Source organism: uncultured Selenomonas sp., from assembly GCF_963528755.1.
Classification (GTDB): domain Bacteria; phylum Bacillota; class Negativicutes; order Selenomonadales; family Selenomonadaceae; genus Selenomonas.
The window spans coordinates 92,245-117,275 of sequence record NZ_CAURXA010000003.1 but is presented as its reverse complement, the minus strand read 5'-3'; the positions used below and the strand labels follow the sequence as shown (position 1 = coordinate 117,275).

19 protein-coding genes are annotated in these 25,031 nt (G+C 58.2%); 14 read left to right on the top strand and 5 right to left on the bottom strand.

The window, feature by feature from the left end; translation table 11 throughout:
• Positions 1-19 precede the first annotated feature (19 nt).
• The 9 genes from RWS31_RS04490 (at position 20) to RWS31_RS04450 (ending at position 13,544) form a co-directional block, all read left to right on the top strand.
• The gene (locus RWS31_RS04490) at positions 20-736 is read left to right on the top strand and encodes an SIMPL domain-containing protein (RefSeq protein ID WP_314596419.1); all 717 of its coding nucleotides are present in this window, start codon (positions 20-22) and stop codon (positions 734-736) included.
• Positions 737-1,082: 346 nt separating this feature from the next.
• Positions 1,083-1,688, top strand: a complete 606-nt coding sequence (locus RWS31_RS04485; protein ID WP_009646647.1) for an AAA family ATPase — start codon at positions 1,083-1,085, stop codon at positions 1,686-1,688.
• Positions 1,689-1,700: 12 nt separating this feature from the next.
• Positions 1,701-3,122, top strand: coding sequence for a glycoside-pentoside-hexuronide (GPH):cation symporter (locus RWS31_RS04480; protein ID WP_314596418.1), 1,422 nt, complete (start codon positions 1,701-1,703; stop codon positions 3,120-3,122).
• A gap of 113 nt (positions 3,123-3,235) precedes the next feature.
• Positions 3,236-6,352 (top strand): glycoside hydrolase family 2 TIM barrel-domain containing protein, encoded by a 3,117-nt coding sequence (locus tag RWS31_RS04475; RefSeq protein WP_314596417.1) that lies wholly within the window; start codon positions 3,236-3,238, stop codon positions 6,350-6,352.
• Positions 6,353-6,512: 160 nt separating this feature from the next.
• Complete coding sequence (locus RWS31_RS04470) at positions 6,513-7,679, top strand: galactokinase (protein ID WP_314596416.1); 1,167 nt, start codon at positions 6,513-6,515, stop codon at positions 7,677-7,679.
• Between the two features lie 24 nt (positions 7,680-7,703).
• Entirely contained in the window at positions 7,704-8,693 is a 990-nt protein-coding gene (gene galE / locus RWS31_RS04465; RefSeq protein WP_006190744.1) for a UDP-glucose 4-epimerase GalE, read from the top strand.
• Positions 8,694-8,710: 17 nt separating this feature from the next.
• A complete protein-coding gene (locus RWS31_RS04460; RefSeq protein WP_314596415.1) occupies positions 8,711-10,216 on the top strand; it encodes a UDP-glucose--hexose-1-phosphate uridylyltransferase in 1,506 nt (501 codons plus the stop codon).
• 33 nt (positions 10,217-10,249) lie between these two features.
• A complete protein-coding gene (locus RWS31_RS04455) occupies positions 10,250-11,269 on the top strand; it encodes a LacI family DNA-binding transcriptional regulator (RefSeq protein WP_314596414.1) in 1,020 nt (339 codons plus the stop codon).
• 49 nt (positions 11,270-11,318) lie between these two features.
• On the top strand, positions 11,319-13,544 hold the full coding sequence (locus tag RWS31_RS04450; RefSeq protein ID WP_314596413.1) for an alpha-galactosidase: 2,226 nt from the start codon (positions 11,319-11,321) through the stop codon (positions 13,542-13,544).
• 247 nt (positions 13,545-13,791) lie between these two features.
• Here the strand turns inward: RWS31_RS04450 and amrS are convergent, their stop codons facing one another.
• Positions 13,792-14,661, bottom strand: a complete 870-nt coding sequence (gene amrS / locus RWS31_RS04445) for an AmmeMemoRadiSam system radical SAM enzyme (protein WP_314596412.1) — start codon at positions 14,659-14,661, stop codon at positions 13,792-13,794.
• The gene (gene amrA, locus RWS31_RS04440; RefSeq protein ID WP_314596411.1) at positions 14,658-16,043 is read right to left on the bottom strand and encodes an AmmeMemoRadiSam system protein A; all 1,386 of its coding nucleotides are present in this window, start codon (positions 16,041-16,043) and stop codon (positions 14,658-14,660) included. The genes amrS and amrA overlap by 4 nt, the downstream gene beginning before the upstream one ends.
• Before the next feature lie 252 nt (positions 16,044-16,295).
• On the opposite strand from amrA, the gene RWS31_RS04435 reads away from it, so the two are divergent.
• The 3 genes from RWS31_RS04435 to RWS31_RS04425 all read left to right on the top strand — a co-directional run bounded on the left by RWS31_RS04435 (position 16,296) and on the right by RWS31_RS04425 (position 17,901).
• Positions 16,296-16,484 (top strand): hypothetical protein, encoded by a 189-nt coding sequence (locus RWS31_RS04435; protein WP_314596410.1) that lies wholly within the window; start codon positions 16,296-16,298, stop codon positions 16,482-16,484.
• 50 nt (positions 16,485-16,534) lie between these two features.
• Positions 16,535-17,386 carry an aldo/keto reductase gene (locus tag RWS31_RS04430; protein WP_314596409.1) on the top strand — a complete coding sequence of 284 codons (852 nt, stop codon included), beginning with the start codon at positions 16,535-16,537 and terminating at the stop codon, positions 17,384-17,386.
• Positions 17,387-17,463: 77 nt separating this feature from the next.
• The gene (locus RWS31_RS04425) at positions 17,464-17,901 is read left to right on the top strand and encodes a cupin domain-containing protein (RefSeq protein ID WP_314596408.1); all 438 of its coding nucleotides are present in this window, start codon (positions 17,464-17,466) and stop codon (positions 17,899-17,901) included.
• Positions 17,902-18,022: 121 nt separating this feature from the next.
• On the opposite strand, the gene RWS31_RS04420 is transcribed toward RWS31_RS04425, so the two are convergent.
• A complete protein-coding gene (locus RWS31_RS04420) occupies positions 18,023-18,883 on the bottom strand; it encodes a LysR family transcriptional regulator (protein WP_314596407.1) in 861 nt (286 codons plus the stop codon).
• Positions 18,884-19,039: 156 nt separating this feature from the next.
• Between RWS31_RS04420 and RWS31_RS04415 the strand changes: the two genes are divergently transcribed.
• The gene (locus RWS31_RS04415) at positions 19,040-20,239 is read left to right on the top strand and encodes a multidrug effflux MFS transporter (protein WP_314596406.1); all 1,200 of its coding nucleotides are present in this window, start codon (positions 19,040-19,042) and stop codon (positions 20,237-20,239) included.
• A 335-nt stretch (positions 20,240-20,574) separates the two neighbouring features.
• On the top strand, positions 20,575-21,966 hold the full coding sequence (locus tag RWS31_RS04410; RefSeq protein ID WP_314596405.1) for an aspartate ammonia-lyase: 1,392 nt from the start codon (positions 20,575-20,577) through the stop codon (positions 21,964-21,966).
• 49 nt (positions 21,967-22,015) lie between these two features.
• Here RWS31_RS04410 and RWS31_RS04405 read toward each other — a convergent pair whose 3' ends face one another.
• Together RWS31_RS04405 and RWS31_RS04400 are read right to left on the bottom strand one after the other, a co-directional pair.
• Positions 22,016-23,014, bottom strand: a complete 999-nt coding sequence (locus RWS31_RS04405) for a radical SAM protein (protein WP_314596404.1) — start codon at positions 23,012-23,014, stop codon at positions 22,016-22,018.
• Positions 23,011-25,023 carry a sulfatase-like hydrolase/transferase gene (locus RWS31_RS04400; RefSeq protein ID WP_314596403.1) on the bottom strand — a complete coding sequence of 671 codons (2,013 nt, stop codon included), beginning with the start codon at positions 25,021-25,023 and terminating at the stop codon, positions 23,011-23,013. The genes RWS31_RS04405 and RWS31_RS04400 overlap by 4 nt, the downstream gene beginning before the upstream one ends.
• Positions 25,024-25,031: the final 8 nt, after the last annotated feature.

The following is a 25,031-nucleotide window of genomic DNA, read 5'->3' as shown; positions in this document are numbered from 1 at the left end:
AAGAAAAGGAGAGATCGAGATGAACAAGATGAAATCCATCCTCGCTGCAATCGCAACGGGACTCTTCCTGTGCGCACCGCAGGCGGCAGAGGCAGCAGCACCGCAGACTTCAGAGCCGCCCGTCCTCATGGTCGACGGCACGGGCAGGGCGGAGGCGGCGCCCGACTGCGCGACGATCTCGGTCGGCGTCGTCACGCAGGCAGCGGACGCGAAGACGGCGCAGGAGGAGAATGCAAAGAAGGCGCAGGCGGTGCAGCAGGCGCTTGTCGCAGCCGGCATCCCCGAGGCGAACATCCAGACACGCGGCTACTACTTCCAGCCGCTTTATGAACGCGAGACGCGCGAGAATGAGATCACGGGCTATCGCGCGGAGAACAATGTGACGGTGCGCATCGATGATCTCGCTGATGTCAGCCGTGTCATCGACCTCGCGCTCAAGAATGGTGCGAACAGCATATCTTCGCTGGATTTCGGCGTGAAGAATGCGGACAAGGTTCGCAAGATTGCCTTGACTGCTGCTGTCAATGACGCACGAAAAAAGGCGGACGAGCTTGCCGCCGCTTTGGGCAGGCGCGTCGTCGGACTGAAGGCCGTCTCGGAGAACACCTATCCGTTCGCTGAGCGCAGCGCGGGCGCGAAGATGCTCATGGCCGCCGATGCAGCTCCGACGCCGATTGCACCGGGCATGTTGGAGACGAGCGCCGAGGTGCATATCGAGTATTACTTGAGTGAGTGAGCGAGATTGGCGAGGAGTACCTGCTGGTAGACGTAAGCGTAAAAGGGGGAGGAGGCGATGGTCTCCTCCTTCTTTTATGCTTGCGATTAAGTCTATAATCCTAGAGCGAGATTGGCCGCATACGGCAGGGGACGCTCGCGGATGAATAATCATCAGGAACGTTCGCATTCTTATAGAGAAAAAAGTTTTGCATTTCAAAAAGAAAACGTTTGCTTTTCTGAAACCTGTAGAGTATAATAGAAAACGTAAGAAAGAAAACGTTTACTATATTCCCCGCTCCTATTATTTTCAAGGTTTGTTTACGGGAGACGCATAGCCGTTTCCCAATGATGAAGGAGGAAGTCACATGGAGGAGAAGAAATTCATTCTCACCATCAGCCGCCAATATGGCTGCGGCGGACGGGAGCTTGCCGGGCTGCTCGCGGAGAAGTTGGGCGTCCATCTCTACGATCGTCAGATCGTGCATCTTGCCGCGGCGAAGCTTGGCATCAACGATCTGAATGAGAAGGAGCTGCTTGAGTTTGAGAATACAGTGAAGCCACTGTCCTCGCGCTTCATCCCGTTTCACTCATTCGGCATGGCGATGGGGGAGTCGAGCCAGGGGATGTTTATGGCGGAGTCGAACGTTGTGCGCAAGCTCGCCGCCGACGGTCCCTGCATCTTCCTCGGACGCTGCGCGGACTATGCGCTCCGAAAGCGCGACGATGTATTTTCCGTCTTCGTTTGTGCGGACGACGACTACCGCGAGGAGCGCGGGCGCACGGTCTACGAGGGCAAGACGCTCAAGGAGCTGAATCGCGAGAACGAGAAACGCGCGCGCTACTATGACTACTATACGGGGCGCAAGTGGGGCGACGGAACGCACTATGATCTCGTTGTGAATACGAGTAAAGAACCGCTCGGAAAGATTGCGGACGGCATCATCGCCTACATCCGCACGGTCAAAGGCTGAGGAGGGCTTCCCATGTCGGACAAAAAGAGCAAATTCTGGCCGCGTATTGCGTATTCCTGCGGCACCTTCGGACATGATGTGTTCTATGCCATGCTCGCGACGTATTTCATGATCTTTGTCACGAGCAATCTGTTTCACTCCGAAAACCACGAACACGATGCTTATATGATCGGCATTGTGACGACGATCATCCTCGTCTTGCGCGTGGGCGAGCTCTTCCTCGATCCGTTCATCGGCAATACGATTGACAAGACGAAGACGCGCTGGGGCAAGTTCAAACCTTGGGTGATTGTGGGTGCGTTTGTCGCGGCGATTTCCCTTGCGATCCTCTTTACGGATATGGGCGGGCTGACAGTGTCGAATCCGATGCTCTACCTCGTCCTCTTCGCATTGCTCTATCTCATCATGGATGTGTTCTACTCGGCAAAGGACGTTGCGATCTGGTCGATGATTCCCGCCCTCTCGTTCGACTCGCGCGAGCGTGAGGTGACAGCGACTTATGCGCGTATCGGCTCGGTGTTCGGCGGTCAGTTGGTGACGGCTATCGTCATGCCCGTTGTCCTGTACTTCTCACTGAATGAAAATGGCGGCGCGGGAGACTCTGCGGGCTGGTTTGCGTTTGCCGTCATCGGCGGCGGCATCGCGACCCTCGGGGCGATCATCCTCGGCCTTGGCACGAAGGAAGAGGATTCCGCATTGCGCGAGAACAAGACGGAGACTTCGTTCAAGGACGTGTTCTCCGTGCTTATCAAGAACGATCAGCTGCTCTGGATCGCGATTGCGTATCTTGTTTTCGTTCTTGGGCAGAATATCATCAACAATTTCAACCTCTACTATTTCATCTATGTGCTTGGCGATGCAAAGCAGTTTTCGTTCCTCGGCGTGATCAACGTCATCATCGGTCTGCTCGCTGTGGCGCTTTTCCCGACGCTGACGGAGAAGTTCAGCCGTCGCAGGCTCTTCTTCGGCTCGGTCGCCGTGATGCTCGCCGGCATTGTTCTTTACGCGATGGCGGGCACGAGCGTCGTCATGACGCTCTTTGCCGCAGGTCTGTTCTCCCTGCCGCAGCCGCTGATCTTCCTCGTCGTGCTCATGACGATTACGGATACGGTCGAGTACGGGCAGCTGAAGCTCGGGCATCGCGACGAGGCGCTTGTTCTCTGCGTGCGTCCGCTGGTGGACAAGCTCGCAGGTGCGATTGCGAGCGGCATGATCGGCCTTACCGCGATCTGGGTCGGCATGACGAGCGGTGCGACAGCGGAGACGATTGCTCCGGAGAATCTCTTTCACTTCAAGCTCGTGATGTTCGCTGCGCCGTTTGCCCTCATCCTGCTCGGCACGATTCTCTACCGTGCGAAGGTGACGCTCACGGAGGCGGAGCACGCGCGCATCGTGGAAGAACTCGAAGAGAAATGGGATGAAATGAACAAGTGATTCTATTTTAGGAGATGGGAAAGCGGTCGGCGGCGGCCGCTTTCTTTCGGAAGCGCTGATAAGACGGGTGGCTGCATTTATCCGTGCTTCCTTTACAAGATCGGAGGTTTCACATGGCTGCATTCGACTTTGAGAAATTGAAAGATCCGTGCTACTTCGCAGAGAACCGTCTGCCTGCGCACAGCGACCACGTCTTCTATCGCGACGAAGCGGAGCTTGCGCGCGGCGTGTCCTCATTTTACCGCACGCTCGACGGCATTTGGCATTTCGCCTATGCGCGAAACACCGAGCACATCCCGCAGGGATTCGAGGCGGCGGATTATGACTGCCGCGATTGGGAGACGATCCGTGTGCCGGCGCATATCCAGATGGAGGGGTACGGAGCGCCGCATTACACGAATACGACGTACCCGTGGGACGGGCATGAGAGCATCGTGCCGGGCGAGATTCCCGTGCGCGATAATCCCGTCGGCTGCTATGTGAAGTATTTTGCCGTGCCCGAGGATTGGGAGCGCGTCTATATCTCCTTTGGCGGCGTGGATGCGGCGCTCGCACTCTTCCTCAACGGTCATTTCGTCGGCTACAGTGAAGACAGCTGCACGCCTGCAGACTTCGACCTGACGCCGTATCTCGTGACGGGGGAGAACAAGCTGGCAGCGATGGTCTTCCGCTATGCGAGCGCGAGCTGGCTTGAGGATCAGGACTTCTGGCGCTTTTCGGGCATCTATCGCGACGTCCTTCTCTACACGAAACCGCAGCATCACATCGAGGATGTTGCCGTTCGTGCCGTGCCGTTTGAGCGGGATGGCTATACGCACGGAAAGCTTGATGTGCACCTCACATTCGGCGATGCGGCAGAAAAGCATGTCGAGATCCTGCTCTGCGATCCGGAAGGAGATTGCGTAGAGGGGGAAAAGGCGGTCATCACGGCAAAGAGCCATGCGTGCTCGATGGAGGCTGCCTGCGTGCTTCTTTGGAGCGCGGAGCACCCATGGCTCTACCATCTTATGATCCGCGTGCGTGATGCGGCGGGGGTTTTGCAGGAGATCGTGCGCGTGCGCGTCGGTTTCCGTGAGTTCTGCATCCGGGACGGAGTCATGCAGATCAACGGCAAGCGCATCGTGTTCAAGGGAGTCAACCGTCACGAGTTTGACTCCGATCATGGGCGGGCGATGGATCCCGCGCTCTTCGAGCAGGATCTCATCGCGCTGAAGCGTGCGAACGTCAATGCGATTCGCACGTCGCACTATCCGAACAGCAGTCGTCTCTACGAGCTGGCAGATATTTATGGCTTTTATGTGATCGATGAGACGAACCTTGAGACGCACGGCACATGGATGAAGAACGGCGCGTGTGTGAAGGACGCGCATACCGTTCCCGGCGACAGCGAGGAGTGGCTGCCCGCCGTGCTCGACCGCGCGCAGTCGATGTACGAGCGCGACAAGAATCACCCGTGCATCCTCATCTGGTCGTGCGGCAACGAGTCCTGCGGCGGCCGCATCATCTACGAGATGAGCGAGTACTTCCGCCGCGTCGATCCCACGCGCCTCGTGCATTACGAGGGGATTTTCTGGGATCGCAGCTATCCGGCGACGAGCGATATGGAGAGTCAGATGTATACGAAGGCGGCGGACATCGAAGCGTTCCTCAAGGAGCACCGCGACAAGCCCTTCATTTGCTGCGAGTATACGCATGCGATGGGCAATAGCTGCGGCGGCATGCACAAGTACACGGAGCTGACGGAGCGCGAGCCGCTCTATCAGGGAGGCTTCATCTGGGATTTCGGCGATCAGGCGATCCGTAGGCGCGGGCGTTATGGCGAGGATGTATTCCTCTACGGCGGCGACTTCGGCGATCGTCCGTCGGACTACAACTTCAGCGGCAACGGCATCTTCTTTGCCGATCGTCGCCCGACGGCAAAGCTGCAGGAGGTGAAGTACAACTATCAGAATTTCACGCTCCGTCCTTCATGGAACGGCGTAGAGATTGAAAACAAGAGCCTCTTTTCGGATGCGGGCGACTATGATCTGTGGCTCTCGCTCCTCCTTGACGGGCGCGAGATCTGGCAGGCGTATGCAGGGGAGCATGATGTGCCGCCGGGAGAAACACGCTTCATCAAGAATAGGCTGCCTTACGCAGGCGAAGGCGAGTATGTGCTGACGGCATCGCTCCTTGTCAAAGAGGAGGAAATATGGGCGCCTGCAGGCCATGAGATCTCCTTCGGGCAAGCAGTCGTCGTGCCGCCTGAGGATGCAGGAACACGCCTTTTGGATGTCCTTGGCTTTGGCGTCGCCGCTCCTGCTTATATGCCGTTGGAGGCGTCGGGCAGCCTGCGCGTGGTGCAGGGAGATATCAACCTCGGCGTGCAGGGGGAGGGCTTTTCCCTCATGTTCTCAAGCGCGCAGGGCAATCTCGTCTCCTATCGCCATGGCGGACGGGAGCTGATCGAGGAGCTGCCGCAGCCGAGCTTCTGGCGTGCGCCGATCGACAATGACTACGGCAGCGGGCGCATGGCGAATACGGCGCAGTGGAAGCTCGCGAGCCTCTACCGCCGCTGCACGCGCATCGAGTACAGCGTGGACGGCGAAGATTTCGAGACGGTGAACGGTTTCTTCGGCAGACGTGATGAGCGGCATGCCAAGCGCGTCACCGTGCGCTTTACTTATGCGCTTGCCACGGAGCCTGCTGCTGCGTGCGTGGTCTCCTATACGGCGGAGGCGAGCGGGGAAGTTGGCGTCACGATGGAGTATGAGACGGCGGGGATGCCCGAGATGCCCGACTTTGCCATGATCTTTACGCTAGATGCGGACTATGATCGCATTCGCTTCTATGGCTATGGGCCGAAGGAAAACTACATCGACCGCTGTTACGGCGCACGTCTCGGCGTCTATGAGAGCACGGCGGCGGACGAGGTCGAGCCGTATCTGCGTCCGCAGGAGACGGGCAATCACTGCGGCGTGCGCTGGATCGAGGTCACGGATCATGGCGGTCACGGAATCCGTTTAGCGGCAGATGTGCCGTTTGAGGCATCGGCGCTCCCGTACAGTCCGCACGAATTGGAGAATGCGCGCCATGCGTACGATTTGCCGCGTCCGCAGCATACATATCTGCGTGCGTCGGCGGGCATGTGCGGCGTGGGCGGCGACGACAGCTGGGGCGCACCCGTGCTTGCGGAGTATACCTATCCGAATGGGAAGAGAAGGCTCTCGTTCACGATGAAGGGGATTTGACGGCGGGGGCATCCGTCTTTTGCTGAACCTATGAAAATTTCGGAAAACGCTTGCGTTTCTTTGCGAAAGAGGATAAAATAGGAAGCGGGAAAAGAAAACGTTTACTTTCATACGAGCCAAAATATAGACGGACAAATGAAGATATATGGAGGAGGAGCCAATGGCAATCTTGGATGAGATGAAAAAAGTATTTCGTGAGAAATTCGGTGCGGCTGAAACGCATGCGTATTTCTCGCCGGGGCGTGTGAATCTCATCGGCGAGCATACGGACTACAACGGCGGGCACGTCTTTCCGTGTGCGATCTCGCTCGGCACGTATGCGCTCGCTGCGCCGCGTGCGGATGATGTGTCGCGCCTCTACTCGATGAATGCAGAGGAGCAGGGCGTGGTGGAGTTCCCCATGCACGGTGCGGTGAAGAGCGCGGCCTATGGCTGGGCCAACTATCCCATCGGCGTCGTGCGCATGATGGAGGATGCGGGACATCCTGCAGCGCACGGTTTCGACATCCTCGTCTATGGGACGCTGCCCAATGGCGCGGGGCTTTCTTCTTCCGCTTCCATCGAGGTCTTGATGGGGGTCATTCTGAACGAGGAGCTTGGTCTCGGCATCGACATGGTGGAAATTGTAAAGCTCGCGCAAAAGGCGGAGAATGAATTCGTCGGCATGAACTGCGGCATCATGGATCAGTTTGCCGTCGGCATGGGCAAGAAGGACTGCGCGATCCTGCTCGATTGCAATACGCTTGAGTACCGCTACAGCAAGCTCGATCTCAAGGGGTGCAGCATCGTCATCACGAATACGAACAAGGCGCACAGCCTCGTTTCTTCTGCATACAACGAGCGGCGCATGCAGAGCGAGGCGGCGCTGAAAGCTCTGCAGAAGGTCAAGGCGATCAAAACGCTCGGCGAACTGACGAATGCAGAGTTCGATGAGAATGCCGCCGTCATCGAGGATGAGGTCGAGCGCAGACGTGCGCGCCACGCGGTTTACGAGAACCGCCGCACACTTGAGGCAGTGGAGGCGCTTGAGCAGAACGATGTGAAGCGGTTTGGCGCACTGATGAACGATTCCCACGTTTCCCTGCGCGACGATTACGAGGTGACGGGGCCCGAGCTGGATACGCTCGCGGAACTCGCGTGGCAGCAGGAGGGAGTGCTCGGCTCGCGCATGACGGGAGGCGGCTTTGCAGGCTGCACGGTCAGCATTGTGCGCGACGAGGCGATCCCTGCATTTGAGAAGAATGTTGCAGAGGCATATACGGCGAAGATCGGCTATGCGCCGAGCTTCTATGTGGCGAATATTGCGGACGGCGCACACCGTCTGTAAGAGCGGAGCGAAAGGAGAACTCACATGGCGATATTGGTATGCGGAGGCGCGGGCTACATTGGCTCTCATGCCGTGCACGCGCTCATCGAAAAGGGCGAGCAGGTTGTCATTGTCGACAATCTGCAGACGGGACACCGCGGCGCACTGAATCCGAAGGCGAAGTTTTATGAGGGCGACATTCGCGATGCTTCGGTTCTCGACAAGATTTTTACCGAAAACAAGGTCGAGGCGGTCATCCACTTTGCGGCGAATTCTCTCGTCGGCGAGAGCATGGAAAAGCCCCTGCTCTACTTCAACAACAATGTCTACGGGATGCAGGTGCTCCTTGAGGCGATGGTGCGTCATGGCGTCGACAAGATCGTATTCTCTTCGACGGCGGCGGTCTACGGCGAGCCGAAGCGCGTGCCGATTCACGAGGACGATGAGACATGCCCGACGAACACCTATGGCGAGACGAAGCTCACGATGGAGAAGATGATGAAGTGGGTGAGCCGCGCCAACGGCGTGCGCTATGTGTCTCTGCGCTACTTCAATGCGGCGGGGGCGCTGCCGGACGGCTCGATCGGCGAGGATCACGCGACGGAGACGCATCTCATTCCGCTGATCCTGCAAGTGCCGACGGGGCGGCGTGACCATATCACGGTGTTCGGAGATGATTATCCGACGCCGGATGGGACCTGCCTGCGCGACTACATCCACGTTGTCGATCTCGCGGACGCCCATGTGCTGGCGCTCGAATATCTGCGAAAGGGCGGTGCGAGCGACATCTTCAACCTCGGCAACGGGCAGGGCTTCTCGGTCAAGGAGATGATTGCGGCAGCGGAAAAGGCGACGGGACGCTCCATCAAGGTGGAGATTGGCGCACGGCGCGCGGGCGACCCGGCGCAGCTCATCGCGTCCAGTGAGAAGGCGCGTTCCGTGCTCGGCTGGAAACCGCAGTTCACAGATGTGGAGCAGGTCATCGGCACGGCGTGGCGCTGGCATGAACATCATCCGCATGGCTATGAGGACTAGGTGCAGGAGGGGTTATCATGTGTGATATGCAGCATGAAATATGCCGCCTCCTGCACTTTGCCCGTCAGAAGGGGCTGATTGCGCCGGAGGATGAAGTCTATGCCGCGAATCGTCTGCTCGACGTGCTCGGTGTGGAAGAATATGTTCCGGAGCAGGTGGATGAAACACTTGAGACGGCGACGCCCATCTTGGAGCGCATGCTCGATTATGCGGCGGGGAAGGGGCTGATCGAGGGCACGACGGATGAGCGCGATCTCTTTGATACGCGCATCATGGACTGCGTGATGCCGCGTCCGTCCGAGGTCGTGCGTCAGTTTCGCGCCCTTTATGCGGCATCGCCGCGTGAGGCGACGGATTACTATTATGACCTGAGCATCGCCTCGAACTACATCCGCAAGGCGCGCATCGACAAGAATATTGCGTGGCAGACGGCGACGGAGTACGGCGCTCTCGATGTGACGATCAATCTCTCGAAGCCGGAGAAGGATCCGCGCGACATCGCAAAGGCAAAACTCGCGCGGTCTTCCGCCTATCCGAAATGTCTGCTCTGCCGCGAGAATGAGGGCTACGCGGGGCGCGTGAATCACCCTGCGCGCGAGACGCATCGCCTCATTCCGCTCGATCTTGCGGGGCGTTCGTGGTTTTTGCAGTATTCGCCCTACACCTACTACAACGAGCACTGCATTGTGCTGAACAACGAGCATGTGCCGATGGTGATTTCGCGCGAGACGTTTGAAAATCTTGCGGCGTTCCTGGAGCTTTTTCCGCATTATTTCGCGGGCTCGAATGCTGATCTGCCGATCGTCGGCGGCTCGATCCTCTCGCACGACCACTACCAGGGCGGGCGCTATACGTTTGCCATGGAACGCGCGGCGGTGGAGCAGGAATACCGCTTTGCGAACTATCCGAATATCCGCGCGGGGCGCGTGAAATGGCCGATGTCGACCCTGCGCCTCACGTCATCCGACAAGGGAGCTCTCATCGACCTTGCAACGAAGATTCTCGCCGCGTGGCGCACATACAGCGACGCTTCGGTGGAGATTCTGGCGGAGACGGATGCGCCGCACAACACGATCACGCCGATTGCGCGGCGGCGCGGCAAGGATTTTGAGTTCGATCTCGTCTTCCGCAACAATCGCACGACGGAGGAGCATCCGCTCGGGTTGTTCCATCCGCATGCCGATGTGCACCACATCAAGAAGGAGAACATCGGCCTGATCGAGGTGCTGGGGCTGGCAATCCTGCCCGCGCGGCTTAAATCAGAGATGGAACAGGTGCGCACGGAACTCTTGAAGGGAACGGAGGACATCTCCGGCATCGCGGACATTGAAAAGCACGCGGACTGGTATCGCTCGGTACGCGCGTCGCATCCCGCAGTGACGGAGGCGAATGCAGATGAAATCCTGCGCGATGAGATCGGCGCCGTGTTTTTACGGGTGCTCACGAACGCGGGCGTTTTCAAGCGCGATGCGGCGGGGATGGCGGCGTTCGATCGCTGGATCGACAGGATAAAGGACGTTTGAAATCGGGAGTATGAGGGAGCAGAGGAGAATGAGATGAAGGCGACGATCATCGATGTGGCAAAGGAATCCGGCGTTTCGGTGGCGACGGTCTCGCGCGTGGTGAACGGAAATTATCCCGTGCGTGAAAAGACACGGCTCAAGGTGGAGGATGCCATCAAGAAACTGGAGTATGTGCCGAATTTGCAGGCACGTGAGCTGAACATGCAGCGCTCATCGAGCATCGGCGTCGTCGTACCGAGCTTTGACAATATGTTCTTTGTCGAGGTGCTCGACGGAATCGAGGAGCATCTGCGGCAGAGCTCGTACTCCCTGCTCCTCGCGTGTGCACAGAACGATGCGGCGCGCGAGGAAGAGTGCGTGAGGGATTTCATCACGCGCAATGTTTCGGGCGTCATCGATGTCAGTCCGAATACCGAGATGGCTGTGTCGGACTTCTACGAAAATACGGCGGCGCGTCTGCCTCTGGTCTTTGTCAACAGTGCGCGGGAGATCGCGGGCATATCATATGTAACGAGTGATCAGAGCGGCGGGACACGCGCGGCGCTGGAGCATCTCTTCCGCTACGGGCACGAACGCATCCTCTTCGTGCAGGGGGAAAACAGTGATTCCTACCGCATCAAGGAGAAAGTTTACCGTTCCGTCATGCAAGAGCGCGGGACATTCCATGAAGAGGATATTGTCAATATCGGCGAGGGCAATCGCATCGAGACCGTCGAGAACACGATGTTCATCCTGATGGACATGATGCTGGGGTTTGCGCCGACGGCAATCTTCTGCTGCAACGATCTCATGGCGATGGGGGCGCTGAATGCCTGTCAGCGCATGGGGCGGCGCGTGCCGCAGGATATCTCGTTGATCGGCTATGACAATACGGCACTCAGCCGATATACTGCGCCCAACCTTACGACCGTCGACCAGCACATGGGCGATCTCGGGCGGGAGGCGGCGCGCCTCATGCTGGCAAAGATCGAGGATGGCGTGACAGAGAACGTCGTGCTTGCCAATACTGTGGTTGAGCGCGGGACGACAGGGTTTCGCGTGGAAGAAAGTTGAAATGCGGGGGACTTGCATGGAAAAGGCTGCAAGTGAAGGGGGAAATTGCATGAACATCGTTTATCATGAGAAGGGCAAGGTTTTTCATCTCTTCAACGATTCCGTGAGTTACATCTTCATGGTGCTGCCCCATGGCGGGTTGGGTTCGCTCTATTACGGCAAGGCGCTTCGCGACCGTGAGGGTTTTGAGCACATCTTCGAGCGCGTGCACCGCGGCATGACGGCATGTGTCTTTGCGGATACGCGCAGTTACTCGCTGGATGCGATTCGCCAGGAATTGCCGACGTACGGCTCATCGGATTTCCGCCGCCCTGCGCTGAACGTTCTTCAGGAAAACGGCAGCCGTATCCTCGATCTGCAGTATGCAGGCTATCGCATCATGGACGGTAAGCCGAAACTCGCAGGGCTGCCCGCGACATATACGGAGGCGGAGACGGAGGCAAAGACGCTCATCGTCGAGGTGAAGGACGAATTGACGGGACTGCGTGCCGAGCTTCTCTATACCATATTTGCCGAGGGCGGTGCCATTGCGCGCAGTGTGCGTTACATCAATGAGGGCACGGAAGTGCTGCATTTGCAGAAGGTCATGAGCATGTCGATTGACTTGCCCGATACACAGTACGATTGGCTGGAACTGACGGGGGCTTGGTCACGCGAGCGTCATATTGAGATTCGTCCGCTCACAACGGGCATCACGGCGATTGGCAGCCGCCGCGGGCACTCTTCCGGGCAGTACAATCCTTTTGCAGCGCTCCTGCGCCGCGGGACGACGGAAACATGCGGTGAGGTGTTGGCGATGAGTCTCGTCTACAGCGGGAATTTCGAGATGCTTGCCGAGGCCGACAACCACGGCGTGACACGTCTGCAGGCGGGTATCCACAGCACGGATTTTGACTGGAAACTTGTGCCGGGCGCAGAGTTCCAGACGCCCGAGGCGGTTCTCGTCTGGACGGATGCGGGACTCAACGGCATGAGTCAGACGTATCACCGTCTCTATCAGAAGCGGTTGGCGCGCGGGCCGTGGCGCGAAAAGGTGCGTCCGATTCTCATCAACAACTGGGAAGCGACGTATTTTGACTTTACGGAGGAGAAGCTGCTCAAGATAGCGGACAAGGCGGCGGAGTGCGGCATCGAGCTCTTCGTTCTCGACGATGGCTGGTTCGGTGCGCGCACGTCCGACTATGCGGGGCTGGGTGACTGGACGGTAAACCGCGACCGTTTGCCGAACGGCATCGACGGACTTGCGGAGAAGATTGAGGCGCGCGGCATGAAGTTCGGCATCTGGGTCGAGCTTGAGATGGTCAATGAGGACTCTGACCTCTATCGTGCGCATCCCGACTGGGTGCTTTCCGTACCGGGACGGCGCAAGTCGCTCGGGCGCTCGCAGTGTGTGCTCGACTTCTCGCGCCAAGAAGTGGTCGACAACATCTATGGGCAGATGGAGGCGATTCTCGCAAGCGGAAAGGTCTCCTATGTGAAATGGGACATGAACCGCAGCATCACGGAATGCTGGTCGCACACGCTGCCCGCAGATCAGCAGGGCGAGGTGTTCCATCGCTATATCCTCGGCCTTTACGAGCTCTACGAACGCCTGATCGCGAAATTCCCGCATGTGCTCTTCGAGTCCTGCGCTTCGGGCGGCAGCCGCTTTGACCCTGGTATGCTTTACTATGCGCCGCAGGCGTGGACGAGCGATAATTCGGATGCCGCCGAGCGGCAGAAGATCCAGTACGGCACATCCATGTGCTATCCTGTGAGCAGTATGGGAAGCCATGTCTCCGTCGTGCCGAACCATCAGATGAACCGCATGACGCCGCTGCACACGCGTGCGAATACGGCATACTTCGGGACGTTCGGCTATGAGCTTGATTTGAACAAACTGACGGAAGAGGAGATTGCGGAGGTCAAAGAACAGGTTTCCTTTATGAAGGAGTATCGGGAAATCTTCCAGTACGGGACGTTCTATCGCCTGCAAAGCCCCTTTGAAAATAATGTCATGGCGTGGATGAGCGTGAGTGCGGATCGGAAGACGGCGATTGTCGGCTGGTATCGCACACTGAATCGCGTGAATTATCGCTTCGAGCGCGTGAAGCTTGCGGGACTCCTGCCGGATGTCCTCTATGAAAATCGCCGCAGCGGTGTGCGCTGCTACGGCGATGAGCTGATGAACTACGGGCTTATCACGACGGACGGCACGGCGGGCGAACCGATTGCGGAGAACGGATTGACAGTGGATTTTGAGTCGCGCATTTATGTGCTGAAGGCTGTCGAATAGATTTGTATTGCCGGAAGGCAGCGAGGGAAACCGGACTGCACCCCAAAATACGGACAAAAATCCCTCCTGTTGTAGAAGAACTACAACAGGAGGGATTCCCTATACTCGGGAAATAATATACAAAGTTGGTGTCCAAGATCGTGTCGGCGAGCGGCTGTGCGAGGTTCATTCTGTTATCGCTTTGCGCCGTATCTTGAAAGCACCGCGCAGCAGCTATTACGACGGGGAGCATCCGCCGTGGTTTTTGTCAGCAGTTCCCCTTGTGCACGAATCGAAGATGCTTCCCCGCGATGGCAGCGAGTCGCTCGATCGTCTCGATGGGCGTCGCGGGAGTATTCTCGTGCCAGCGCGGGAAGTAGCGGCTGATGTGAAGCGGCAGGTCGGGACTCAGCGAGGCGAGCCAGTGGAATTCCTCTTCCATATCGCCTGCACTGTCGTTCTGACCGGGGATGACGAGAGTCGTGACTTCGACGTGGCAGCTCTTCACAGCGCGGGCGATCGTATGCTTGACCGCAGCGAGGTCTCCGCCGAGGCGGCGGTAGAAGTCCGGCTGCCAGCCCTTGAGGTCGATGTTCATGGCATCGACGTGCGGGAGGAGCGCTTCCAAAGGCGCAGGCGCAATCATGCCGTTCGTCACGAGGACGACGAAGAGGCCGGCTTCGTGCAGCAGCGGCGCCGTGTCCATGATGAATTCATAGCTTAGAATCGGCTCGTTGTAGGTGAAGGCGACACCGATATTGCCGTGCGGGCGGCGGCTGAGGTCATGGGCGAGCGCGGCAAGCTCTGCGGGCGTGACGTCCTGTGTTTCGCTTTGCCCGTCCGCCATGGAAATCGCGTAATTCTGGCAGAAGGGACAGCGGAGGTTGCAGCCGAAGCTGCCGACGGAGAGGATGAAGCTGCCCGGGTGGAAGTGATAGAGCGGCTTCTTCTCGATGGGGTCGAGGGCGACGGAGGTCAGCCTGCCGTAGTTCTTGCAGCGGATGGCGCCGCCTTCGTTCGCGCGGGCGCGGCAGAAGCCCGTCTCGCCGTCGGCGAGGCGGCAGTGATGCGGACAGAGGGAGCAGACGATGCGTTCGTCTGCTCCCTCTGTCTTTGCGGTGCGGCTATCCGCGCTCAATGGTGACGCTCCACTTCGAAGCGCCAGATGCGCACATCGTCGTCGGCGCCGATGCCGCCCTTCTTGCGTGCGATCTTGAGCTGGTCCTCGATCGTGTCGACGCCTTCGAGGTCGGGCAGCAGAAGCCCCTTGCGGCCCCGCGCCTCGACGATGACGCCGTAGCGCTTCGGGTCGAGGTCCTTCGCGGCGTCATGAACCAGCTCAGGTTCTGTGAGCACGTCGACGCTGTAGACGATGTCGGGCAGTTCGTCTTCTTTGAGTGGCGAGAAGCGCGGATCGTGGAGGGCGGCGGAGACGGCGTTGTAGAGGATTTCTTCGGCGACGTCCTTCTGCGTGGGTTGGAAGGTGCCGATGCAGCCTCTGAGCTCGCCGTCCTTCTTGAGCGATACGAAGACGCCCGCACGCGCCTGCATTTCCTCGGGCAGATCGTCGGGAAGCGAGGCGTACTGTCCCGTCACGACGAATTTCTCCACGCTCTCGCGCGCGAGTTTCACATAGGCGTCTTCCGCCGCCTTGATGTCGTCGAGAGCGCGCCTTTGGGCAATCTCATAGCGCATGCCGAAGTTGCGCTTCAGGTCCTCGCGCTTGACGACGAAGGAAAGAAGCCCGTAGCCGACGCCGAAAGGCCCTTGGTAAGAAAGCTTCTTGATCTTCAGCGCCTGGCAGTCGAGCGCTCCCGCCATGATCCAGAAGGAGCGCAGGCCGCACTCCGCCGCCTTCTTGGCGAGTGCGGAATCCATCTGCAGAAGCTTCAGGAATGTGCCCTCTTCGAGGTACTTCATGCATGCCTTATCGAAGCGCGGCCCTTCGGCGGCGAAGCCGTAAGGCCCGTCAGGCGTGAGCTTGTGCGAGAGGTCGCCGCTCGCGATGAAGACGGTCTTTCGGTCAAGTTCCTCGGCGGTGCGAGCGATGCACATGCCGAAGCGATAGTGGTCGAGCGGCGTCAGCCCCGAAAGTCCGACGCGCACGAGACGGAAGTTCTCTGTGTGCGGCTGCAGGAAGCGCAGCGGGATCATCGTGCCGTGATCGAGCGCCGCATTGCGCCCGCCCAAAGGCCCTGCATCGAGTCCGGCTTCGCTTGCGACGGTCGCGAGCGTCTTGGCGAACGCCGTGTCGTACTCGGCGCGAACTTCGACATCGGGTGCGCCGAACTGCGCGAAGCTTCCTGCGCCTTCGTCGCCCGGCGAGATATGGAAGTAGTCGGCGTACATGACGGCGTGCGGACTCGCGACGACGACCGTATCCGGCTCGAAGGAAGCCGCCTCCTTCATCGCCCGTTCATAAGCGTTTATCGTCAGCTGAATCTTGCGCTCCTCGCCCTTGCCGATTTCCGGCAGAATGATCGGCGGATGCGGCACAGCATAAGCAGCTAGAATTGCCATGGGTAAGACCTCCTCGAAGTGCGGTGTTCATTAAAAGATGTATTCGATATGAGAAGGGAAAAGCCCTTTATTTGCAGGAAATTTTTGAAAGGCCATATTTTTTGCAGTGCTGCGGGGAAAAGCCGTGTCCGGGAGGATTTGCTATACGATTGTGATATAGCAGGTTGCATGATTGGCATTGTACAAAGCACGATATTTTGCGTAGAATAGGCTTATAGAGAGCAATGAGGTGTTTTGAAAGGGGCTTTCACTATGGAATATACGACACTCGCCAACGATTTGAAGATGCCGCTCCTAGGCATTGGCACTTTTATGATCAGCCCGGCGGATGCGGAGGTTTCCGTCTACAAGGCATTGAAGAACGGCTATCGCCTCATCGACACGGCGAATGCCCAACGAGGCGACGGAAGAAAAGTACGCCTCGATGCAGCTCGCGTTTGATGCTTGATTTCTGGGATATAATGAACGAAGGAATTTGATGGGAGGAAACGATGATGGAATTTGTCACTTTGAACAATGGCGTCAAGATGCCGCAGATCGGCTATGGTGTTTACCAAATGCCGCCGGTGGAGACGGAGCGCGCGGTCAATGATGCACTCTCGGCGGGCTATCGCCTCATTGATACGGCCGCCGCCTATATGAATGAAGAAGGCGTTGGTGCCGCAATCAAGAAGAGCGGCATCGCGCGCGAGGAACTTTTTGTCACGACGAAACTCTGGGTGCAGGATCACAGCTACGAGAATACCTTGAAGGCGATTGAGACTTCGATGAAGAAGCTCGGGCTTGACTATCTTGATCTCTACTTGATTCACAAGCCGTACGGTGACTACTATGGTGCCTGGCGCGCCATGGAACGGCTTTATAAGGAAGGGCGCATCAGGGCGATCGGCGTCACGAGCTTCTGGAACGAGCGTCTTGCCGACCTTTTCAACTGCAACGAGGTGAAGCCCGCCGTCAATCAGATCGAGACGAATGTCTGGCATCAGCAGTGGGCGGCAGGAGACTTCATGAAGAAGCACGGCATCACGCACGAGGCATGGGCGCCGTTCGCCGAGGGCAACAACGATGTTTTCCATAATGAAGTTCTGCAGTCGATTGCGGATAAGCACGGCAGGACGGTGGGGCAGGTCATGCTGCGCTGGCTCATCGAGCGCGGCGTCGTCGTCATCCCGAAGAGCGCGCACAAAGAGCGCATGGAGGAGAATATCAAGGTCTTTGACTTCGCACTCGATGCGGACGATATGGAAAAGATCAGGACGCTTGATACCAAAAAGAGCACGATCTACGACGAGATGGATCCAGAGATGGCGCTTGCCATCGGGCGGCATGCGATCCACGACTGAGGGGAATCTTTGGCGAACAGAAACAGGGCAAGCCGCAGCGGTTTGCTGCGGCTTGTCGCACAGAAAGGAATGATATCATGAAAGCGAAAAATATGGTGCACGAAGAAGAGCACGGTGGCGCTTTTGGTCTCGGCGTGCCGAACGATGCCTATGCGAAGTATTTCAGCGGACAGTCGTATCTGAATATCTTGACGCAGAAGGGGGCGGTCGTGTCGATTTACAACGTGACCTTCGAGCCGGGCTGCCGCAACAACTGGCACATCCATCATGCAAAGAAGGGCGGTGGTCAGATCCTCATCTGCGTCGCGGGCGAGGGATGGTATCAAGAGGAAGGCAAGGTGGCGAGGAGCCTTGCGGTCGGCGATGTCGTGGAGATTCCGGCGAACGTCAAGCATTGGCACGGCGCGAAGAAAGACAGCTGGTTCAGCCACCTCGCCGTCGAAGTGCCGGGCGAAGAGACGTCGAACGAATGGTGCGAACCTGTGACGGACGAGGCGTACGGGAAGCTCGAATAAAGCAGGCATGGCTTGCGATGGTTCGCGGTTCAGGGAGGAGCGAAAGAGTATAGAAAGCGCCCCTGCATCAGCTGGGGCGGAAGGGATGGAAAAGATATTTGATATTTGCATGGCGGCTTTTTCATGCGATCGTCTTTTCCGTCACTTTGTCGAACAGCCTGCGATACTTCGGCAGGTCTTCCTTTAGGCATACGAGCCAGTAGTCCGTGTGGCATTCGGGGTCGGCGAGCGGTACACAGATGCGGCCTTCGATTGCTTCGCCTCGCGCGATGAAGTAGCCGGACTGAAAAATCGGATAGGGGGAGTTTGCGGCGAGTTCGGTGAGCGTCGTGCGCTCTTCCTGCATGAGATAGCGCGTTTGCGGCGTCTTTTCGTGCACGGCTTTCATCCAGAAGCCGACGCGGTTGAGGAGCAGCAGCGTTTCGCCCTTGAGATGTTCGAGATGAAGGAGGGGATGAAAGGCGAGCGGGCTCATCGTGGGCAGCGAGAGAAAGAGATCCTCGTGCCCGCATTTTTTTGCATGGAAGACGTCCGCATCCTCGGGCGGCGTATGCGTGACGGCAAACTGATATGTACGGTCCTTGAGCTTCGCAAAGAAGTCGGTGTCGTCCTTCATGTCGGCGGAAAGCGTCATGCCCTCGAATACGTTGTTCAGAAGCGGTGTCAGAACAATCTGCGGCAGGGGCGAGCAGAAGGCGATGGAAATGGTGCGCAGACTGCGCTCGTAGGCGCGCAGGCGCTCCGTCATGTCGGCGGCCTCCTGCAGGATGCGGCGCGCATGGCGTACAGCGAGCTCGCCGACTTCGTTCAGCGCCAAATGGTTCTTGCTGCGTGCAAAAAGCGAAAGGCCAAGCTCTTCTTCGAGTTTCTTCATGGCGCGCGTTACGGCGGGCTGCGACGTATGCAGCTTCTCCGCTGCCGCCGACAGTGTGCCGCAGTCGGCGAAAGCGACGAGTTGGGCGAGCACAGACATTTCGATCATGTTGCACCTCCGGATCTTGACGTACACGTTTCACTATGCGCACAGCGGATAACAGATGTCGTTATTGGCATTGTACATGATTCCATAAAGGCTGTAAACTAGAACTTGTCAAACGACATACAGCGTTTTCAAGATTATAAGGGATGTGTATGGCAAATGGAAATGAAGAAACAGCTGTCTTTCATGATGATTCTGAGCGCGCTCATGGCATGCTCTTCCCTATCGACGGACATCTACCTGCCGGCGATGCCTGAGATGCAGATGGAGCTTGGCGGCAGGGTCGCCCTGACGATCACGAGTTTCCTCATCGGTTTTTCCGTCGCACAGCTTGTCTGGGGACCGATCAGCGACCGCATCGGGCGCTTGAAGCCGCTCGCCATCGGCATGGCGCTCTTCCTCGTCGGTTCGGTCGGCTGTGCGCTCGCTTCTTCGATGGAGGCGGTCATCTTCTGGCGCATCCTGCAAGCCGTTGGCGCCTGCACGGGGCCGATGCTGAGCCGCGCCATGATTCGCGACCTCTATACGAGCACGGAGGCGGCCGAGATGCTCTCGACCCTCATGGTCATCATGGCGGTCGCACCGATTGTCGGACCACTCGTCGGTGGTTATGCTTTGGGCGTCGGCTCATGGCGCACCATCTTCTGGCTGATGATGGCGATTGCCGCCGTGCTTCTCGTCTCCCTGCGCCTCTTGCCCGAGACGCTGCCGCAGGAGAAGCGCGCGAAGGAGTCCATGGGGGATGCACTTAAAAGCTACGCGCACTTGTTGAAGAATCCGGCATTCATGCGCAATACGCTGAGCGTCACCTTCTTTTATGTCGCCGTTTATGCGTTCATCACGGCTTCCCCCGAAGTCTATATCCGTCATTTCGATGTGGATCCGCAGCTTTACGGGCTGTTCTTCGGCGTGAACATCGCCGGCGTTTCCCTCGTGAGCTTCTTCAACCGCAGCTTTGTCAACCGCTTCTCGCTTTTGACGCTTCTCAAGACGGCGACGAGCATCGCCTTCATCTTTTCTCTCGTGGTTCTTTCAGACGGTCTCAGCGGTTTCGGCGGCAAATGGGGCATCGTTGTGCCGATGTTCTTTTTCTTCAGCACGAACGGCATCATCGCTGCCTGCTCCAATGCCGCAGCGCTTTCGAGCGTGCCGGATGACCTCATCGGCTCGGCGGCGGCGCTCATCGGTGCTTTGCAGTATGGCAGCGGCATGATCTCCTCGATTCTTCTCGCCGTTTTCTCCGATGGTTCGCCCGACGCCATGTGCGCGATCATCGCCGTCTTCGCCTTCCTCGCAGCCATCATGGCATTCAAGGCGAAAAAAATGCAGCGCAGAACGATTTCTGTAGCGCAGGAGTGATATATTCCAATAGAGAAAAAGCGCAGTACATCTTGATGCTGCGCTCTTTGCGTGCAATTGATTGTATGCTTTGAAAAGGATATAATTAGGGTATAGCTTATAGGAATCGCTGCTCCGGCTCCATGTGTTGTGTCACAACGCTTGGCGCATCTGTGCAAATCTGGGCGACCTCATTTTATCAGCGCTTCCATAAAGATGACGGTGTTCGCTTATGGAAACAAGACTTTTCCAAGACTTTCCATGCGATGTTTCTTTTCCGAGACAAAGTGACAGAAAAGTTGTATAATGTATACAAGAGATAGACGATTCGCACAAAAGGAAAGGATGGGATTGCAATGCGCAAGGAACATGATTTTCTCGGCGAACTTGAGGTGCTGGATGAAGCGTATTACGGGGTGCAGACACTGCGTGCCATAGAGAATTTCAGCATCACAGGCAATCGGCTCGACGTCGACTTCATTCAGGCGCTCGCCAAGGTGAAGAAGGCGGCGGCGCAGGCGAACATGGAGACGGGAAGGCTAGAAAAGCGCATCGGCAACGCGCTCGTCGAGGCGGCGGAGGAGATCATCGATGGAAAGTTCATCGACCAGTTCCCCGTCGACCCGATTCAGGGCGGCGCGGGCACATCGATCAACATGAACATGAACGAGGTCTTGTCGAACCGCGCACTTGAGATCCTCGGCGAGCCGAAGGGCAGCTATGACATCATCTCGCCGAACAATCATGCCAATATGGCGCAGTCGACGAACGACGCTTTTCCGACGGCGATCAAGGTCTGTCTGACGCACAAGGGACACAAGCTGACGGCGGCGCTCGACTATCTGGCGACGGAACTGGAAAAGAAGGCGGAGGAGTACAAGGACATCCTGAAGATGGCGCGCACGCACCTGCAGGATGCCGTGCCGATCACTCTGGGACAGGAAATGGGCTCCTATGCGTCCGCCGTGCGCCGCAGCATCAAGCGCGTCGGCTGGTCGATGGAGAGCATCCGCCTCATCAATATGGGCGGCACGGCGGTCGGCACGGGACTCAATGCCGAGCCAGCCTACATCAACGCGGTTGCACGCAAGCTGCGCGAGATTACGGGTGAGAATTTCGAGACGTCGACGAACATCATCGACGCGACGAATAATACGGACGGCTTCGTCGACGTGTCATCTGCGCTCAAGAACACGTCGCTCGTGCTCATCAAGATGGCGAACGACTTCCGTCTCATGGCATCGGGACCGCGCTGCGGACTCAACGAGCTGAACTTGCCGAAGCGCCAGCCCGGCTCCTCCATCATGCCGGGCAAGGTCAATCCCGTCATCGCAGAGGTACTCGACCAGGCGTGCTATCAGGTCATCGGCAACGATCTCGCCGTATCGTTCGGCGTCGAGAACGGGCAGTTCGAGCTGAACGTCATGGAGCCGATCATGGCGTACAACCTTTTCAACTCGATGAACTACCTGACAAATGCCGTGCGCACTTTCGTCGACAAGCTGCTCATCGGTCTTGAGCCGAATCGCGAGCAGTGTCAGCAGTGGGTCGACCGAAGCGTAGGCGTCGTCACGGCCCTTCTGCCGCACATCGGCTATGAGCAGTCGGCGATTCTCGCGAAGGAGGCCTATACGACGGGCAGGCCGATTCGCGAGGTCATCTTGGAAAAGCAGCTTTTGACGAAAGAGCAGCTCGACCACATCATGTCGCCCGAGCAGATGACGCATCCGGGCATCACGCATGAGTGAGGGAGGGGAGGCGCACAATGCCCACAGAGTGGACGTTTGTGCGTGTAGGTTACTGTTTTTCCACACCTTGTCCGTCGAAGTGCGGGACGAAGGAGGCGGAGACGGTGCCGCCTTGTTGGATGTAGCAGTTTTCGATGCCGAGACTGCGTGCGTGGTCGACGACACTCTCGTATTCGAAGGTCGTGAGACGGCGGTTGAGTTCGGGGACTTTTGAGAGGTCGCCTATAGGCGTGTATTGGTTCATGAGGCTAATGTAAATGGTATCAGAGAAGTTCTGCCAGAGCCAGTCGAGGATCTTCATGCTTTCCTTGCGCTGTCCCGGCAGAACGAGGTGGCGCACGAGGACGCCGCGCTGCATACGATTGGTATCATCGAAGATGGGACGGCCCGCGATCTCGCGCATACATCGTATGGCGGCGCTCGCCGTCTTGAAGTAGTCGGGGGCTGTGCTGTAGCGAAGAGCCGCCTCTTCCGCCATGTATTTGAGGTCGGGCAGGAAGATGTCGACGAGTCCCGCCAGGCTTTTAATGGTATCAACGGTCTCATAAGCGGAGGAGTTGTAAACGACGGGTATGGAAAGCCCCTGCGCTTTGGCGAGGTGAAGCGCGGCGGCGATCTGGGGTGCGAAGTGCGTCGGCGTCACGAGGTCGAGCGTCGCCGCGCCGCGCTCTTCCTGCTCTAGGAAGATGTCGGCAAGGCGATCCTCCGTGACGGTGATGCCGAAATTTTCGCGGCTGATTTCGTGGTTCTGGCAGAAGGCGCAGCGCATGTTGCAGCCGGAGAAAAATACCGTTCCCGCGCCCTTCTCGCCAGCGAGGCAAGGCTCTTCCCACGCATGAAGCGATACGAGGCCGACGCGCGCGTATCTGCCCGCGCCGCAGAAGCCGTGCGCATCGTGCAGGCGGTTCGCGCCGCAGCCGCGCGGACAGAGGCGGCAGGTGGCGAGCGGTGCGAGAGTGTTCTCTATGATTTTTGCCGTGCGGCTCTTTGATGCACGGCTTTTTGGCGCGTCAGCGTCGCTTTTCTTTTCGCGTTCCGTCGCCATCATTCGCGACCTTCAAGCTTCGCCTCGTCGAGCATGGGGCCGTACTTCGGACGCCACCATGAAAGGGCGCGTACGGCATTGATGTAGTCTTGCATCGCCTCTTCGTCGAGAGCGGCCGGGCGGTCTTTGATCGGTTCGGCGACGAGTGGAACGGTATCTGTCCTGCCGATGGCGCTGTGCGTGATCCAAAAGCCGTAGTTGACGCCCTGCCGGTTGCCGCGCGTGAGGCTTCTTCCTACGGCTTCGTAGCGAAAGCCCCGAGGCGCAATCAGCTCGATGAGTGTCGGCGCGATGTCGATCTGACTGCCCGCAGCTTCTGAGTCGAGCAGACACTTCTTTACGCCGTGTCCCGTGAGGATGAAGGGGATGGCGTAGCGCTCGTAGAGCGACGGCGTCTTCTCGATGTTGTAGCGGTCGGCATGGTCGCCGACGATGACGAAGAGAGATTCGGGAAATTTTTCCTTCGCTGCACGAATGAAGGCGGCGAGTTCCTGCGTCGCGTACCAGTAATGACCGAGTTCCTTGAGGAGGGCGTCATCTCCTTGCGCCTCCTGGGGGAGCGCGGCACGCACCTCTTCTGCGGGAAAGCCTTTGGCAGCGAGATCGACCGTGTACGGAGAATGGTTCGAGACATTGAGGAGCACATGAAGCCCGGGCTGTTCGGGATCGATGCGCGAGAGAACTTCCCCGTAGAGGACTTCATCGTCGACGCCCCAGACGCTTCCCTCGTCGGAGGAGAAGTCGCCGCGGCTGTAGAATTGCTCGAATCCCTGCGCGCGGCAGAACGGATCGATGCGCTCCCATGTCGCAGGGCCTGCATACCAGAAATCCGTGTGGTAGCCGAGGCGGGCGAAGGTGGGCGCGATGGCGGTCGGATAGGGCGCAGCGAAGGATTCGGGCATCGTCGTGAGGTAGAGGTTGGCGTCGGCGAATCCCGTGACGACGCCCGTGACGGCGGACACCGTGCTCGAACCGTTCGGCAGAAAGGTATCACAGTAAACGGTATCAGCTGCGTTCAGCAGTTCCTTCGTAGGGTCGGCGATGTGCAGGCTCGCATACTTTTCCAAGAGCGGCCAGTTGGCGTAGCTTTCGGAGATGATGAGGAAGATGTGGCGCGGCTTTTCGATCTGTGCGCCTTCGGCTTCACGCGTGAGGTAGGCGTCGAGGTCGCGCGTATCGGCAGGACGGCCTGCGTGGAGCGCGGCGAGGCGCTCGATCTCCTCGACGGTGAAATCGAGACCGTTGCACGCGAGGAAGCGGCTGTTCAGCACATAGGCGCGATAGAGCGCCTGGAAATTGTCGAGGATGGCTTCGTTCAGGAAGGCGTCGTTCGTGACGCCGGCATTCTCCCAGTTGACGGCGTCCTGCCAGCGCAGACTGCCGCCGAAGGCGCTCAATAGGGCGACGAGTGCGAGAATCAGGAGGAAGAGGGCGCGGCGAAGAGAGCGCCAGGGAAGCAGGCGCTCGGCGAGAGCGGAAAAATCGCACGCGAGCAGAAGGCACAGCGCACGATAGAGAAGGAAGGCGAGCAGGAGTGCGCCCGTGAGCCGTACGGGCAGGTAGAATTCCTGCACGAGCGAGATGAAGAGCGCGTAGATGTCCTCGTTCACCGTATTGAAGATGAGTTGATGAAAGCCCGTGTGATATTGGCGGTAGTAGGGAAAGCTCGCGGCGTAGAGGATGGAGAGCGCCGTGAGGGAAAGGGCGCTCGTCACGCGCCATGCGAATTTTTCAAGCGGTGCATGAAGAAGACGTGCGAGCGCGGCGGGCACGAGGGAAAAGAGCGTAAGAAGACCCGCCGTCTGAAAGCTCAGGCGCATGCCGCGCCAGAGTGCGAGCGCGATGTCCGCGCTGCCCGTTGCCGCCGCCATGTAGTCGTGCATCCAGAAGATGAAGAAGGCGCGGCAGAAAGAAAGGACTGCAAGGTAGAAAAGAAACACCTTGAGTCCTTTTATGGCAACGGAAGAGAACGCCTGCCAAGAAGGCAGGCGCAAAAAAGATGCGTTTTGCATGGAGCAGG